General features: G+C 64.7%; 10 protein-coding genes and 1 other RNA gene. 8 read left to right on the top strand and 3 right to left on the bottom strand.

What is annotated here, in order from left to right:
* Positions 1-2: 2 nt before the first annotated feature.
* The 5 genes from APT63_13425 (at position 3) to APT63_13400 (ending at position 7,815) form a co-directional block, all read left to right on the top strand.
* The gene (locus APT63_13425) at positions 3-3,491 is read left to right on the top strand and encodes a chromosome segregation protein SMC (GenBank protein ID AMA46536.1); all 3,489 of its coding nucleotides are present in this window, start codon (positions 3-5) and stop codon (positions 3,489-3,491) included.
* 203 nt (positions 3,492-3,694) lie between these two features.
* Positions 3,695-4,591 carry a cell division protein ZipA gene (gene zipA, locus APT63_13420; GenBank protein AMA46535.1) on the top strand — a complete coding sequence of 299 codons (897 nt, stop codon included), beginning with the start codon at positions 3,695-3,697 and terminating at the stop codon, positions 4,589-4,591.
* 93 nt (positions 4,592-4,684) lie between these two features.
* A complete protein-coding gene (locus APT63_13415; protein ID AMA46534.1) occupies positions 4,685-7,024 on the top strand; it encodes a DNA ligase (NAD(+)) LigA in 2,340 nt (779 codons plus the stop codon).
* Between the two features lie 39 nt (positions 7,025-7,063).
* Positions 7,064-7,275, top strand: an RNA gene (ffs, locus tag APT63_13405) — signal recognition particle sRNA large type.
* Between the two features lie 258 nt (positions 7,276-7,533).
* Positions 7,534-7,815 carry a Phd-YefM gene (locus APT63_13400; protein AMA46533.1) on the top strand — a complete coding sequence of 94 codons (282 nt, stop codon included), beginning with the start codon at positions 7,534-7,536 and terminating at the stop codon, positions 7,813-7,815.
* 116 nt (positions 7,816-7,931) lie between these two features.
* Here APT63_13400 and APT63_13395 read toward each other — a convergent pair whose 3' ends face one another.
* Genes APT63_13395 through APT63_13385 form a run of 3 tightly spaced genes read right to left on the bottom strand, consistent with a single transcriptional unit; the run spans position 7,932 to position 10,932 of the window.
* Positions 7,932-8,858, bottom strand: coding sequence for an XRE family transcriptional regulator (locus APT63_13395; protein AMA46532.1), 927 nt, complete (start codon positions 8,856-8,858; stop codon positions 7,932-7,934).
* 28 nt (positions 8,859-8,886) lie between these two features.
* Positions 8,887-9,918, bottom strand: coding sequence for a 5-methyltetrahydropteroyltriglutamate--homocysteine methyltransferase (locus APT63_13390; protein AMA46531.1), 1,032 nt, complete (start codon positions 9,916-9,918; stop codon positions 8,887-8,889).
* A gap of 27 nt (positions 9,919-9,945) precedes the next feature.
* Complete coding sequence (locus tag APT63_13385) at positions 9,946-10,932, bottom strand: hypothetical protein (GenBank protein ID AMA46530.1); 987 nt, start codon at positions 10,930-10,932, stop codon at positions 9,946-9,948.
* A 250-nt stretch (positions 10,933-11,182) separates the two neighbouring features.
* Here APT63_13385 and APT63_13380 point away from each other — a divergent pair, with 250 nt between their 5' ends.
* The 3 genes from APT63_13380 to APT63_13370 are packed head-to-tail and all read left to right on the top strand — an operon-like array spanning position 11,183 to position 14,012.
* Positions 11,183-11,629 carry a hypothetical protein gene (locus APT63_13380; protein AMA46529.1) on the top strand — a complete coding sequence of 149 codons (447 nt, stop codon included), beginning with the start codon at positions 11,183-11,185 and terminating at the stop codon, positions 11,627-11,629.
* The gene (locus APT63_13375; protein ID AMA46528.1) at positions 11,622-12,023 is read left to right on the top strand and encodes a hypothetical protein; all 402 of its coding nucleotides are present in this window, start codon (positions 11,622-11,624) and stop codon (positions 12,021-12,023) included. Before APT63_13380 ends, APT63_13375 begins: the two co-directional genes overlap by 8 nt.
* Positions 12,024-12,056: 33 nt before the next feature.
* A complete protein-coding gene (locus APT63_13370; GenBank protein ID AMA46527.1) occupies positions 12,057-14,012 on the top strand; it encodes a hypothetical protein in 1,956 nt (651 codons plus the stop codon).
* Positions 14,013-14,340 lie beyond the last annotated feature (328 nt).

Here is a 14,340-nt window from a genome sequence, read left to right as displayed (position 1 = left end):
CGATGCGCCTGAAATGCATTCGCCTGGCCGGCTTCAAGTCCTTTGTCGACCCGACCACGGTCAACTTCCCCAGCAACATGGCCGCCGTGGTCGGGCCCAACGGCTGCGGCAAGTCCAACATCATCGACGCCGTACGCTGGGTGATGGGCGAAAGCTCGGCGAAGAACCTGCGCGGCGAGTCGATGACCGACGTCATCTTCAACGGCTCGACCAGCCGCAAGCCGGTCAGCCAGGCGAGCATCGAGCTGGTGTTCGACAACAGCGACAACACCCTGGTGGGCGAATACGCGGCCTACGCCGAGATCTCCATCCGCCGCAAGGTCACCCGCGACGCACAAAACACCTACTACCTCAACGGCACGAAGTGCCGGCGCCGGGACATCACCGACATCTTCCTCGGCACGGGCCTGGGGCCGCGCAGCTACTCGATCATCGAGCAAGGGATGATCTCCAAGCTGATCGAGGCCAAGCCCGAGGAGCTGCGCAACTTCATCGAGGAAGCCGCCGGCATCTCCAAGTACAAGGAGCGCCGCCGCGAGACCGAGAACCGCATCCGCCGGACCCAGGAGAACCTGGCGCGCCTGACCGACCTGCGCGAAGAGCTGGAGCGCCAGCTCGAACGCCTGCACCGTCAGGCCCAGGCCGCCGAGAAGTACAAGGATTACAAGGCGCGCGAGCGCCAGCTCAAGGCCAGCTTGTCGGCCTTGCGCTGGAGCGCCCTGGACGCACGGGTGCGCCAGCGCGAGGCAGTGATCGTCGACCAGGAGGTGGCCTTCGAGGCGCTGGTGGCCGAGCAGCGTAATGCCGATGCCAGCATCGAGCGGCTGCGTGACGGCCACCACGAGCTGTCGGAGCGCTTCAACCAGGTGCAGGCACGTTTCTACTCGGTGGCAGGCGACATCGCCCGGGTCGAACAGAGCATCCAGCACGGGCAGCAGCGCCTGCGGCAGTTGCAGGACGACCTCAAGGAAGCCGAGCGCACGCGCCTGGAAACCGAGTCGCACCTGGGCAACGACCGCGCCTTGCTGGCCAGCCTGGCCGAAGAACTGGAGATGCTCGAGCCGGAGCGCGAACTGACCTTGGCGGCGGCCGAGGAGAGTGCGGCCACCTTGGACGAGGCCGAGCAGGGCATGCAAGGCTGGCAGGAACAGTGGGACGATTTCACCGCCCGCTCGGCCGAGCCCCGCCGGCAGGCCGAAGTGCAGCAGTCACGCCTGCAACAGCTTGAAGCAGGGCTCGAACGCCTCGCCGAACGCCAGCGCAAGCTGGGCGAGGAACGCGACCAGCTGAGCGTCGATCCGGACGACGCCGCCCTGCTCGAGCTGGCCGAGCAGCTGGCCGCCGGTGAAGCGTCGATCGACGGCTTGCAGCTGGCCGAGCAGGAAGCGCTCGAGCAGCTCGAGCACGCCCGTGAGCACTGGCGTGACGGCAACGAGCGTCGTCAGCAACTGCAAGGCGAGCTGCAACGCCTCGGCGGCCGGGTGGCCTCCCTGGAAGCCTTGCAGCAGGCCGCGCTGGAGCCGGGTGCTGGGACTGCACAGTGGTTGCAGCAGGCCGGGCTGGCGCAGCGGCCGCGGGTGGCGAACCGCCTGCGTGTCGAGCCTGGCTGGGAGCTGGCGGTGGAAACCGTGCTGGGCGCCGACCTGCAAGCGGTGCTGGTGGATGACTTCGCCGACTTCGACTATGCCCGCCTGGAGCAGGGTGAGTTGCGCCTGTTGTCGACCGAGGCCGCGGCGCCGAGGCAGGCCGGTAGCCTGCTCGACAAGGTCGAGAGCGCGGTGGACTTGTCTGCCTGGTTGGGCCAGGTGCGCCCCGTGGACAGCCTGGAGCAGGCGCTGGCCCAGCGCGCGGGCCTGGCCCCGGGCGAAAGCCTGGTCAGTCGCGATGGCTACTGGGTCGGCCGGCAGTTCCTGCGTGTCAGCCGGGGCGACGATGCCCAGGGCGGCGTGCTGGCGCGAGGCCAGGAACTCGAACGCCTGCTCGCTCAGCAAGCAGAGCAACAGGCCGAGCTCGACCAGCTCGAGGAACGCCTGCAGGCGCTGGGTGAGCGGCAGCGCGAGCAGGAAGCGCAACGCGAGCAGCTGCGTCGGCGCCATCAGGACGAAAGCCGTCAGCTGGGCGAGACCAAGGCGCGGCTGTCCGCCGTGCGCGCCCGTGCCGAGCAGGTGGCGCTGCGACGCCAGCGCTTGCAGGAAGAGTTGACCGAGCTGCAAGAGCAGCGCGCCCTGGAGCACGAGCAGTTGAGCGAAGCCCGGCTGCTGCTGCAGGACGCCCTGGAACACATGGCCCAGGACACCGATCAGCGCGAGCAACTGTTGGCGCGCCGCGACGGTCTGCGCGAAACCCTCGACCGCGTCCGCCAGGAGGCCCGTCATCACAAGGACCATGCGCACCAGCTCGCCGTGCGCGTGGGCTCGCTGCGGGCCCAGCATGATTCCACCCGCCAGGCCCTGGAACGCCTGGAGCAACAGGCCGTGCGCCTGGTCGAGCGACAGGAGCAACTGAGCCTCAACCTGGAAGAAGGCGAAGCGCCGCTGGACGAGCTGCGCCTGAAGCTCGAAGAGCTGCTCGAGCAACGCATGGGCGTGGACGAGGAGATGCGCCAGGCGCGCCTGCACCTGGAGGACGCCGACCGCCAGTTGCGCGACGCCGAGAAGCGCCGCACCCAGGCCGAACAGCAGGCGCACCTGCTGCGCGGCCAGCTCGAGCAGATGCGCCTGGAGAGCCAGGGGCTGGACGTGCGCCGCAAGACCTTGCAGGAGCAACTGCTGGCCGATGGCTACGACCTGCAGGGGGTGCTGGACACCCTCGACGAGCAGGCCAGCGAAGAGGCCACCGAGCAGGAGCTCGAACAGCTCGATGCACGCATCCAGCGCCTGGGCGCGATCAACCTGGCGGCCATCGACGAGTACCAGCAGCAGTCCGAGCGCAAGCGCTACCTCGACGCCCAGGACGCCGACCTGGTCGAGGCGCTCGACACGCTGGAAAACGTCATTCGCAAGATCGACAAGGAAACCCGCAATCGCTTCAAGGATACCTTTGATCTGATAAATGCAGGTTTACAGGCACTTTTTCCAAAAGTTTTCGGTGGCGGCAGCGCTTATCTGGAACTGACGGGCGAAGATCTACTCGATACTGGGGTGACGATCATGGCGCGTCCGCCGGGCAAGAAGAACAGCACCATCCATCTGCTGTCCGGTGGCGAGAAAGCCCTGACCGCGCTGGCACTGGTTTTCGCCATCTTCAAGCTCAATCCGGCGCCGTTCTGCATGCTCGACGAGGTCGATGCACCGCTGGACGATGCCAACGTGGGACGTTACGCCCGGCTGGTGAAGGAGATGAGCGAAACCGTGCAGTTCATCTACATCACCCACAACAAGATCGCCATGGAAAAGGCCGATCAGCTGATGGGGGTGACCATGCACGAGCCGGGCTGTTCGCGGCTGGTGGCGGTCGACGTGGAAGCGGCGATGGCCCTGGTGGACAGCTGACACGCAAGAAGGAAGGGGTAAGTGGGAAGAATGCGACTGACATGTCAGACAGACGGTGAAACTTACCGTAGGTCGTGCTAGCTTTATGTCACCTGTTTTAAACGTGGGAAAACGCCTGCCAGAACAGCGAGTTGGCGCCACGAGTTAAAGGGCTTTGAAGCCTTTGTTTCCAAGCACATTTTTTTACAGAGGCACGGAATTACATGGAAATCGGTCTGCGCGAGTGGCTGATCCTCATCGGCGTCATCGTCATCGCCGGCATTCTGTTCGATGGCTGGCGCCGTATGCGCGGCGGCAAGGGTAAATTGAAGTTTCGTCTGGACCGCAGCTTTTCCAATCTCCCCGAGGAAGAGGGCGGCGCCGAGGTGCTGGGCCCTTCACGGGTACTGGACAACCCGCGTGAGCCAGACCTGGACGAAAGCGACCTGCCGTCGATGAGCGCGCCGGCGCGTGAGCGCGACCCTAAACCGGTCAAGGCGCCCAAGCGCAAGGAGAAAGTCGTCGACAGCGCGCCGGTGGCGGCACCACGTGACGTCCGGGAGCCCGAGCTGTTCGCCGACGATCACGACGATTATGCCGACGAGCGCCGGGGCACGGGCTTCGTGTCGGCCCAGGCTGCGCCTGCCGCGCATGCGCCTTCCCAGGCACCGGCCAAGGAGCTGCCACCGGCCGAGGAAGTGCTGGTGATCAGCGTCATCTCCCGTGACGAAGGCGGCTTCAAGGGCCCGGCGCTGTTGCAGAACATCCTGGAAAGCGGCCTGCGCTTCGGCGAAATGGACATCTTCCACCGCCACGAAAGCATGGCCGGCAACGGCGAGGTGCTGTTCTCGATGGCCAATGCGGTCAAGCCAGGCATCTTCGACCTGGACGACATCGACCACTTCAGCACGCGGGCCGTGAGCTTCTTCCTCGGTCTGCCGGGCCCGCGCCATCCCAAGCAGGCCTTCGACGTGATGGTCGCGGCCGCGCGCAAGCTGGCCCACGAGCTCGATGGCGAACTGAAGGACGATCAGCGCAGCGTGCTGACCGCCCAGACCATCGAGCACTATCGCCAGCGCATCGTCGAATTCGAGCGCCGGGCGTTGACCCAGAAGCGCTGAAGGTGACGCGGGCTCGCCTGGCCGGGCCCAGCCGTTAACAGACAAGAAAGCAGCTTCGGCTGCTTTCTTGCTTTTGCAAGAGAAGACCCAGACATGACCGCTGAATCCAGAATCCTCGAACTGCGTGACGCCATCGCCCAGCACAACTACCGCTACTACGTGCTCGACGAGCCCAGCGTGCCCGATGCCGAATACGATCGCCTGTTCAACGAGCTCAAGGCGCTCGAGGCCGAGCATCCTGACCTGGTCACCGCCGATTCCCCGACCCAGCGCGTCGGCGGCCAGGCCCTGGCCGCGTTCAGCCAGATCCGCCACCAGATCCCCATGCTCAGCCTGGGCAACGCCTTCGAAGAGAGCGACCTGCGCGAATTCGACCGGCGCGTGGTCAGCGGCCTGGACCTGCCCGATGCCAGTTCGGCCGTCGACTACAGCTGCGAGCCGAAACTCGATGGCCTGGCGGTCAGCCTGCTCTACCGCGACGGGCAACTGGTGCAAGGGGCCACCCGTGGCGATGGCACCACCGGCGAAGACATCAGCACCAACGTACGCACCGTGCGCAACATTCCCCTCAAACTGCACGGCAGTGGCTGGCCGGCCGAACTCGAGGTGCGCGGCGAGGTGTACATGAGCAAGGCCGGGTTCGAGCGGCTCAACGCCACCCAGGCCGAGATCGGCGGCAAGACCTTCGCCAACCCGCGCAACGCCGCTGCCGGGAGCTTGCGCCAGCTCGACTCGAAGATTACCGCCAGCCGCCCTCTGGAGTTCTGTTGCTACGGAGTCGGCCACACCTCGGCCCCTGTCGCCGAGAGCCACATCGACACCCTCGAGACGCTCAAGACCTGGGGCCTGCCGATCAGCCGCGAACTGCGCCATGCCGCTGGCATCGACGAGTGCCTGGCCTACTACCATGACATCGGCGCACGGCGTAACGATCTGCCGTACGAAATCGACGGCGTGGTGTTCAAGGTCAACAGCCTGGCGTCGCAGCGCGAACTGGGCTTCCGCTCGCGCGAGCCGCGCTGGGCCCTGGCGCATAAATTCCCGGCGCTCGAAGAAATCACCGAAGTGCTCGACGTCGAGTTCCAGGTCGGCCGTACCGGCGCGGTCACCCCCGTGGCGCGGCTCAAGCCGGTCAAGGTCGCGGGCGTCACCGTGTCCAACGCCACCTTGCACAACATGGACGAGATCGGCCGCCTGGGCCTGATGATCGGCGACAGCGTGATCATCCGCCGCGCAGGCGACGTGATCCCGCAGGTCATGCAGGTGGTCACCGAGCGTCGCCCCGACGATGCCCGTCCGGTGCACGTGCCCGAACAGTGCCCGGTATGCGGGGCCCAGGTCGAGCGTACCCAGCTGGTCAAGCGCAGCAAGGGCCGCGAGACCACCAGCGAAGGCGCCGTATACCGCTGCGTCGGCCGCCTGGCCTGCGCCGCCCAGCTCAAGCAGGCGATCATCCACTACGTGTCGCGCCGCGCCATGGACATCGACGGCCTGGGCGAGAAGAGCGTCGAGCAGCTGGTCGACCAGCACCTGATCCGCTCGCCCGCCGACCTGTACCGCCTGACCTTCGACCAGGTGGTGGCCCTCGAAGGCTTCGCCGAAGTCTCCAGCAACAAGCTGCTGGCGGCGATCGAGGCCAGCAAGCGCCCGAGCCTGGCCCGCTTCATCTATGCCCTGGGCATCCCGGATGTCGGCGAGGAAACCGCCAAGGTCCTGGCCCGCTCCCTGGGCAGCCTCGCCCGCGTCCAGGCCGCCTTGCCGCAGGTGCTCACCTACCTGCCGGACATCGGCCTGGAGGTCGCCTACGAGATCCACAACTTCTTCGACGACGAGCACAACCGCAGCGTCATCCAGCAACTGCTCGACTGCGGCCTGACGCTGCAGGACGAAGGCGAGCTGGGCGCCGAGTTCGCCGCCAGCACCAGCCTTGCCGGCCTGATCGCCAAGCTCGACATTGCCTCGGTCGGCCCGACCGGCGCTGAAAAACTGGTGGCCCGCTTCGACAGCCTGGACAAGATCATCGAGGCCGACGGCATCGACCTGCGCCAGGCCCTCAACACCCGCCAGGCCGACGCCGTGCGCGCATTCTTCCGCGACGAGGCCAACCAGCGTCTGGCCCATGCCCTCGAAGCACAGTTGCGCGAGTTCGGCATGCACTGGGCGAGCGAGAAGAAAACCGCCGAAGGCCTGCCCCTGGCGGGACAGACCTGGGTACTGACCGGCTCGCTCGAACGCATGAGCCGCGATGTGGCCAAGGACAAGCTCGAAAGCCTGGGCGCCAAGGTGTCCGGCTCGGTGTCCGGCAAGACCCACTGCGTGGTCGCCGGCCCCGGCGCCGGCTCGAAGCTGACCAAGGCCAACGAACTGGGGCTCGAGGTGCTCGACGAGGACGCCTTCGTGCGCTTCCTGGAAGGGCAGGGCATCGCCGTTTGACGGGCCTGTGCGACAAGTCATTGAGAAATGATGGGTTTTTCGTGAGGCAAAGGTTGTAAGTTCTGCTCAGCGCGGTACAATGGCGCCGCTTGTCACATGGCAAGCGGCGTAGTGGTGGCCCTACCGGTCCCCCCGCAACGGTTACCCGTTAACCTGGTCAGGCCCGGAAGGGAGCAGCCATGGCGGGAACATCGTGTGCCGGGGTGCGGCTGGTGGGGCTGCCTCCATTACGCAGGTCCTTGAGTTCTCGGGGATTTCTTTTCAAGCATTTCCTATTGCATCACTGCTAAGTCTACTGAGTTTTACTCGCAGGACAGTGCTGATCAGCCGACGGTTGCTAACGTAGCGACATGCTTTAGCGTTTCACATAAAACAACCTTCTACTCGTGTATGATTGAACAAGCTTTGATGCGTGACATCATGACCCGTTATGTCTATGTATCTCGTTTACAGGCAGGAAATGTGAACAGATCTGCCTGCCACGTTGAATCAGAAAGCAGGAGAACAACATGGCATCGCTATTGACCAGAGCTGAACAGGCCGTATCTGCTACTGCAATGGCTAGAACCTTCGGCGCGCGTCTGAAGGATGTCACCAGTGGAGAGACCACCCATCTGGTCATTTTCGAGGACAATGAGCCTGCGGCGGTGCTGATAGGCGTCGAAGCCTATCAATCCTTGCAGGATGAGCTCGAAGACCTTCGTGCCGAGCGTTTTGCATTCGAGCGTTTACTCAGCTTGGACGAGGGCAACACTATAAGCCTTGAGGGCATGGAAGCCAGCTTCAAATAACCAATCCATAAGTTGGGAAGCTACGTCTCTTTCTGCTGTACCTGACGATCTTCTATAGCTCGGCACTGCGGAATCAAGGCGGTTTTTCAAAGTGATGAGAACGCTTCGATACAGGCTCACACCCCGCCCACTGACCTGTGCACCCCCTCCAACCGCGCAAACGAAATATCCTTCGCCGTCAGCAAGAAATCCCGCATATACGCCATCTCCAGCATATCGCTGCGCACCCCCGCGAACAGCGTCGCCTGCAGCCCCTCCTTCCCCAACCGCTTGGCCATCACATACCCCCGTGCGCTGTATTCATGCACCGCCCAGTTCGGCAAGCAGCACACCCCACGCCCACTGGCGACCAGCTGCATCATCATGACGGTCATCTCCGCCGTGCGGACCTGCGCCGGCTCGACGTCGGCCGGGTCCAGAAAGCGGGTGAAGATGTCCAGGCGGTCGCGTTCGATGGGGTACGTGATCAAGGTCTGCCCGGCGAGGTCGGCAGGTTCCAGGTAGGGTCTGTCGCGCAGTGCATGATGCTTGTCGAGGGTCAGCAGCGCTTCGTACCCGAACAGGGGGATGTAGGTGACGCCCGGCAGGCTCACCGGGTCGGAGGTGACGACCAGGTCGAGGTCGCCCCGTGCCAGGGCCGGCAGCGGCGCGAACGACCATCCCGAGGCCAGGTCCAGTTCGACCTCCGGCCAGTCGCTGCGAAAGGCGTCCAGTGACGGCATCAGCCATTGATAGCAGCTGTGGCATTCGATGGCGATGTGCAGGCGGTCAGCGGTGCCGCACGCCAGGTTGCTCAGGTTGCGCTCGGTGGTGTGGATCAGCGGCAGGACCTGGTCGGCCAGTTGCAGCAGCTTCAGGCCCGCGGTGGTGAAACGCACGGGCTTGGACTTGCGCACGAACACGGGCAGGCCCAGGCGGCTTTCCAGCTCGCGGAACTGATGCGACAGCGCCGACTGCGTCAGGTGCAGGCGCTCGGCGGCCAGGGGCAGGCTGTCGGTTTCGCGCAGGGCGTGGAGGGTGCGCAGGTGCCTCAAGTCGATCATGGGCGGCAGGCTACGCTCGCGTGTGCCTTCATCGCGCCGACAGCTCGCGGCGAACGATGTCCGCGCCTGCGCTCAAGGCCCGCAGCTTGCCTTGCGCCACCGAGCGGGGCAACGGTGCCATGCCGCAGTTGGTGCAGGGGTAAAGGTGCTCGGCGTCGACGAATTGGAGTGCCTTGCGAAGCGTGTCGGCCACCGCTTCAGGCGTCTCGATGGCTGGGTTCGCCACGTCGATGGCGCCCACCATCACCTTCTTGCCACGAATGAGTTCGAGCAGTTCCAGGGGCACGTGCGAGTTATGGCATTCCAGCGAAATGATGTCGAGGCTGGAGGCCTGCAGCCGGGGGAAGACGTCTTCGTACTGCCGCCATTCGCGGCCCAGGGTCTTTTTCCAGTCCGTGTTGGCCTGGATGCCGTAGCCGTAGCAGATGTGCACGGCCGTTTCGCAGGTGAGCCCTTCGACGGCCCGTTCCAGGGCCGCGACACCCCAGTCGTTCACCTCGTCGAAGAACACGTTGAACGCCGGTTCGTCGAACTGAATGATGTCCACGCCGGCCGCCTGCAGCTCGCGGGCTTCCTGGTTGAGGATCGCGGCGAATTCCCAGGCCAGCTGCTCGCGGCTTTTGTAATGGCTGTCGTACAGCGTGTCGATCATGGTCATCGGGCCGGGCAGGGCCCATTTGATGGGCTGGTCGGTGTGTCGACGCAAGAAGGCGGCGTCCTCCACGAACACCGGCGTACGGCGTGCGACCGCCCCGACGACCGTCGGCACGCTGGCCTCGTAGCGGTCGCGGATCCTGACCGTCTCGCGCTTTTGGAAATCGACGCCGTCGAGGTGTTCGATGAAGGTGGTGACGAAGTGCTGACGGGTCTGCTCACCGTCGCTGACGATGTCGATGCCTGCCCGTTGCTGCTCCAGCAGCGCCAAGCGCAGGGCATCCTGCTTGCCTTCGGTCAATGCCTCGCCGTTCAGCTTCCAGGGTGACCAGAGCGTTTCGGGCTGGGCGAGCCAGGAGGGTTTGGGCAGGCTGCCGGCGGTGGAGGTGGGTAACAGCGTTTTCATGGGGAATGACCTGGTGTGCCGGAGGGATCAAGCGGTGCACTGCGCGGACCACTGCTCGAGGATCGCGTGGTAGGGCTTGATGAAATGCGCTTCGACGAAACGGGCTTGTTCGACGGCCAGCCGGCTGCGTTCTTCGCGGTCGTAGACGATGCGCGTCAGGGAATAGTCCTGGTGCTGCAGGCTGGGACGATAGGTCTTGCCGGCTGCCGCGTTGGCGTTGTAGATCTCGGGGCGGTAGATCTTCTGGAAGGTGTCCATGGTGCTGATGGTGCTGATCAGTTCCAGGTTGGAATAATCCGCCAGCAGATCGCCCGTGAAATAGAACGCCAGGGGCGCAACGCTGTTCGCCGGCATGAAGTAGCGCACCTGCAAACCCATCTTGGCGAAATACGCGTCGGTCAGCGACGGGTCGTTCTGCTGGTATTCGAAGCCCAGCACCGGGTGGTGATTGTCGGTACGGTAGTACGTCCTGCTGCTCGAAACGCTCAGGCAAATGACCGGCGGCTTGTCGAAGTGCGCGCGGTATTCGTTCGACTGGAGGAAGCACGTGAACAGCCTGCCGTGCAGCTCGCCGAAGCGGGCGGGTGCGCTGGCCACCGAGGCCTCCTTGGCATGCGCTGGCAGCACGATGCTGAAGTCGTAATCGCGCAGGTAGGAGGAGAAGTTGTTGCCGACCATGCCCGCGCTGCGTTCGCCGGTGTGTCGATCGAGCACGGTGGTTTTCAGCATCTCGATCAGCGGGAGTGCGTGATCGTCCCGCGCAGCGGTGAGGTGCAGGTCGACGGAGACGATGTCGAGCTCGACGGCGTAGCGGTCGCTTTCAGGGTTGTCCCACTGCGCCAGGGCGTTGAAGCGGTTGTCGATCATGCGCAACGTGTTGCGCAGGTTTTCCTGACGGCGTTCGCCCCGCGCCAGGTTGGCGAAGTTGGTCGTCATCCGTGTCGTGGAGGCGGGACGGTAGTGCTCGTCGAAACCCACGGTCTTGATGGAAAAACGGAAGTCTGTGCACGTCATGATCGGTCGTCTCGCTCGGATGTCTACGGGCCCTGCCAGTCGGTCGTATGGTAGGGGCGGGGTAGAGGGGGCGGAACTGAATTGATTTCACAGGCCCTTTAGCCGTGCTCATGACGCTGTTTAGTAAGGGGCGAGCGCATCGATCGATCGACCTGCCGTGTACATCTTGAATCCTTGCACCGCTTGATCCTGCCGGCATCCTGGTGCCTACTCGTCAGGGATGTTCGTCAACGCGTCAGGAGTGGTAACCGTGGATCAAGTCGACCCGCTCATCGCGGAGCGCGTTCGGGAATGGCAGGCCCGGCGTCTGGCCATCAAGGATCAGATGCAGGCGTCTCCGGAGCGCACCCTGGAATTGTCATGGGTGCTGGATGAAATGGATGAAGAGCACGAGCGCATCCTGCACGCCGCCCAAGGGGAGGCGCTGACGGCGGACGTGTCCGAGCCGGTCGAGCCCGTGCAGACGTCACCCGTGGTCAGCGAGCCTGCGCCTGGGCCAGGTCGCCACCGGCTCGATCTGCGGCTGGACGTCTCGGCCGCCACCGTCGACGACCTTCGTGCATTGATCCAGACCGCTCTGCATGAACTTGACGGTAGACTGCACGACGCCGAGGCGCATGCGCTCGCCGGCCGAATGGGTGGCACCCTGGGTGACTACCGCTTCGAACTCAAGCGCACAGGCCTTTTCGATGAGTGATTCGACCCCGCCCGACCTCGACAAGACCCTGCCGGTCGCTGCCGACCCGTGCGCCGCGCCCCACCTCTCGGACGAAGCGCTGGCCCGGCACCTGGCGCCGCTGCTCGCCACCTATGAGGTGAAGTGGCGTGGCCATGGCGTGATCTATGTCGACGACGAACCCTACAACATCGAGACGGCGCAACGTATCATCGCCGACCTCGGCAGGACATTGTCCCTGCCGGCCGCGACCGTACGCCAACGCCTGATCGATGCCCAGCTGCTGCGCGACGTCCGCCAGCGGCCTGCGCCTGTCAACCCGGCGCAGCGCATGGTCGCGCAGCTGGCGGCCTCCAAGCTGCTGGCCAATCGTCCCACCAGGCGCGACGACCCAGAAGAGCCTGACCAGCGTTGACGCCCAGCCCCATCGCCCACACCACGAGACCCCATGCAACCGGAACATTACGACCTGTCCAGCCCTGTCTATCTGCCCATTGCCGAGGAATGCTGCCAGCGGCTGCTCGACGACGAGGGCGTGGCGGGGCTGGAAGCGCTCAGCGACCCGGAACTGGCCGCAGTGCTGGTGATCCAGCACCTGGCGCAGGCGGGTGAGCAGGGGGTCAGTGCCAGCGGCGCGGAGAAGATCCTGGCCAAGCTGCTGGCCTGGCAACAGGCGCGCACGTCGGATACGGGGCCCTGTCTGCTGAGCGAAGCGCAACGGTTGTTCGATGCACGCAAGCTCTATTTCGGCCTGGGCCTGCTCGACAGCCTGGGCCTGCGGTTGCTCGAGGCGGAGGAGGTGACGACGCAGGAGTACCTGCTGCCCGATGGTCGCTGGGACGAGCAGTACAAGGCCCGGCACTTTCTCCGGCACCATCCGTTCGCCCGCCAGATGATCACCGCCCGAGGGCGCGAGCGCTGGTTGAGTTCGGCGCAGGACCGGCTGGTGCGGACCTTTCGCGCCAACCTCGACGAGCATCTGCACGTGCAAGGGTATGCCGGGGTGGGCAAGAGCCACTTGCTCGGCGCCTTGATGGACTGTCTGCGGCCAGGGCGTACCCTGGCCCTGGCCCGCACGGACAAGAAGCTCGAAGCGCTGCGGCGTCGCCTGGGCGGCCAGGGCAAGTTGCCTGGGCTGAGCTTCAAGGCCTTCGCTGAAGCCGTCCTGGCACCCCCACGGGGCGCGCGCACTGTGAAGCGTACCGCCCGGCTCCCGACCAAGGCCGCCGTGTGCGATGAGTTGTCGATCCACGGCTTTCGCGGGTACGGACCGGTGCAGGCGCTGGACATCTGCCTGGTCGTGCTGGCGCGCTACTGCGATTCGTGGGATCGAGCGCTGTGCAATGCCCATCTGCCGGTCTTCCAACAGGCCCTGACACCGGTCGAAGCGCAGGTGCTGCTCGAGCAGGCCAGCCGGGTCTGGACCTGGCTGGACGCGCACCCGCAGTGGGCGCCGCGCACCGGGTTCGAGATGCTGTTGCTGATCAAGCGCGCCAGCCTGGCCGGGTGCCAGGTGCCGTCACGCTTCACCCACGTGATCGTCGACGAAAGCCAGGACATCCCGCCGCCGCTGTTGCAGATCATCGAGCGTGGGCGCCAGGTGCTGGTGACCCTGGGCGACGAGTACCAGAAGGCCAGTGGCCCGGTGGTCAAGCGCGAACGACGGGTGCGCCAGAGCGATGTGAGCTATTCGGTGCGCTCCGGCCGCAAGGTCGAGGCGCTGGTCAATCCGTTGATTTCGCTGCACTCGCACCAACCCCGCCTGCCGTTCGAAGGCGCGCGCGATGCCGATGTGCGTGTGGAACTCTACCCCGAGCGCTTCACCCCCCCGGCTGGCTGCGTGGTCCTGACCGGGTCGCGCTGGGACAGCATGCGCTGGGCCTTGGAACTGTGCCGCCAGCACTGTGGCTTCGGCTTTCTCGAAAAGCGTGCCGAGGATGACCTGAAGTGGTTCATGGAAAGCGCCGTCCGGCTGTTCCGCCCGGACGTGTATGGCGAGACCGGGCGCGCCGAACGCCATCCGGCCTTCGCCGAGCTGACCGATTGGCACCGGGTACGTGAGACTCACCGGTTCGACGAGTCGTTCCTGTGGGTGCAGGATGAGCTGGAACAGGGCTTGCGCGTGGCCGACGTGACGGCGCTCGACCGGGTGATCAGCGACGGGCCGTCGAGCTGCCTGCTGTTGATGGCAGAGGAGGCCGGTGGCTGGGAGTTCGACCAGGTGCTGCTGACGCCGGGGCTGCTGACCACCGTGCCGTTCAAGGATGCCTACGAGTTCGATCACCGGATCTGCGCGATCTACATCGGGATTTCCCGGGCCAAGCACCGGCTGTACCTGCCGTATGACTTGCAGGAGTGGATCGGGTTTCACGCGAGCAATCATCGTGGGGTGCATGGGTACTGAGGGCGACGTGTTCCCGGCAGGCACGGCGGCCTCTTCATCGCGGGCAAGCTCGCACACATCGCGGATATATGACGTGAGGTAGCATGGCAATGGCGTTCTCTACACGACCAATAAGCCCGTGAACATCGAGACGTCGCCGCAGATCATTGCCGAGCTGAGTATAAGGCTTCGCTCGCCTGCGTGACTTCGACTTATTGAAGTAAGACTCCTTCAGGACGTATGGCGCAGACCTGTTCTGGATAACCCGACGCAGCGGATGGTAGCCCAGTTCGTAATTTTAAAATTAGTAAGCAATGATGGACTCAAGCAGAGCGAACTTGGGGAGCCC

Origin of the sequence: Pseudomonas monteilii (assembly GCA_001534745.1) — a bacterium.
Classification (GTDB): domain Bacteria; phylum Pseudomonadota; class Gammaproteobacteria; order Pseudomonadales; family Pseudomonadaceae; genus Aquipseudomonas; species Aquipseudomonas alabamensis.
This window is presented reverse-complemented; position numbering and strand designations above follow the sequence as displayed.

Coding starts and splice junctions, on each gene's coding strand:
- APT63_13425 (AMA46536.1), top strand. CDS start 3: ATGCGCCTGAAATGCATTCGCCTGGCCGGCTTCAAGTCCTTTGTCGAC.
- zipA (AMA46535.1), top strand. CDS start 3,695: ATGGAAATCGGTCTGCGCGAGTGGCTGATCCTCATCGGCGTCATCGTC.
- APT63_13415 (AMA46534.1), top strand. CDS start 4,685: ATGACCGCTGAATCCAGAATCCTCGAACTGCGTGACGCCATCGCCCAG.
- APT63_13400 (AMA46533.1), top strand. CDS start 7,534: ATGGCATCGCTATTGACCAGAGCTGAACAGGCCGTATCTGCTACTGCA.
- APT63_13395 (AMA46532.1), bottom strand. CDS start 8,858: ATGATCGACTTGAGGCACCTGCGCACCCTCCACGCCCTGCGCGAAACC.
- APT63_13390 (AMA46531.1), bottom strand. CDS start 9,918: ATGAAAACGCTGTTACCCACCTCCACCGCCGGCAGCCTGCCCAAACCC.
- APT63_13385 (AMA46530.1), bottom strand. CDS start 10,932: ATGACGTGCACAGACTTCCGTTTTTCCATCAAGACCGTGGGTTTCGAC.
- APT63_13375 (AMA46528.1), top strand. CDS start 11,622: ATGAGTGATTCGACCCCGCCCGACCTCGACAAGACCCTGCCGGTCGCT.
- APT63_13370 (AMA46527.1), top strand. CDS start 12,057: ATGCAACCGGAACATTACGACCTGTCCAGCCCTGTCTATCTGCCCATT.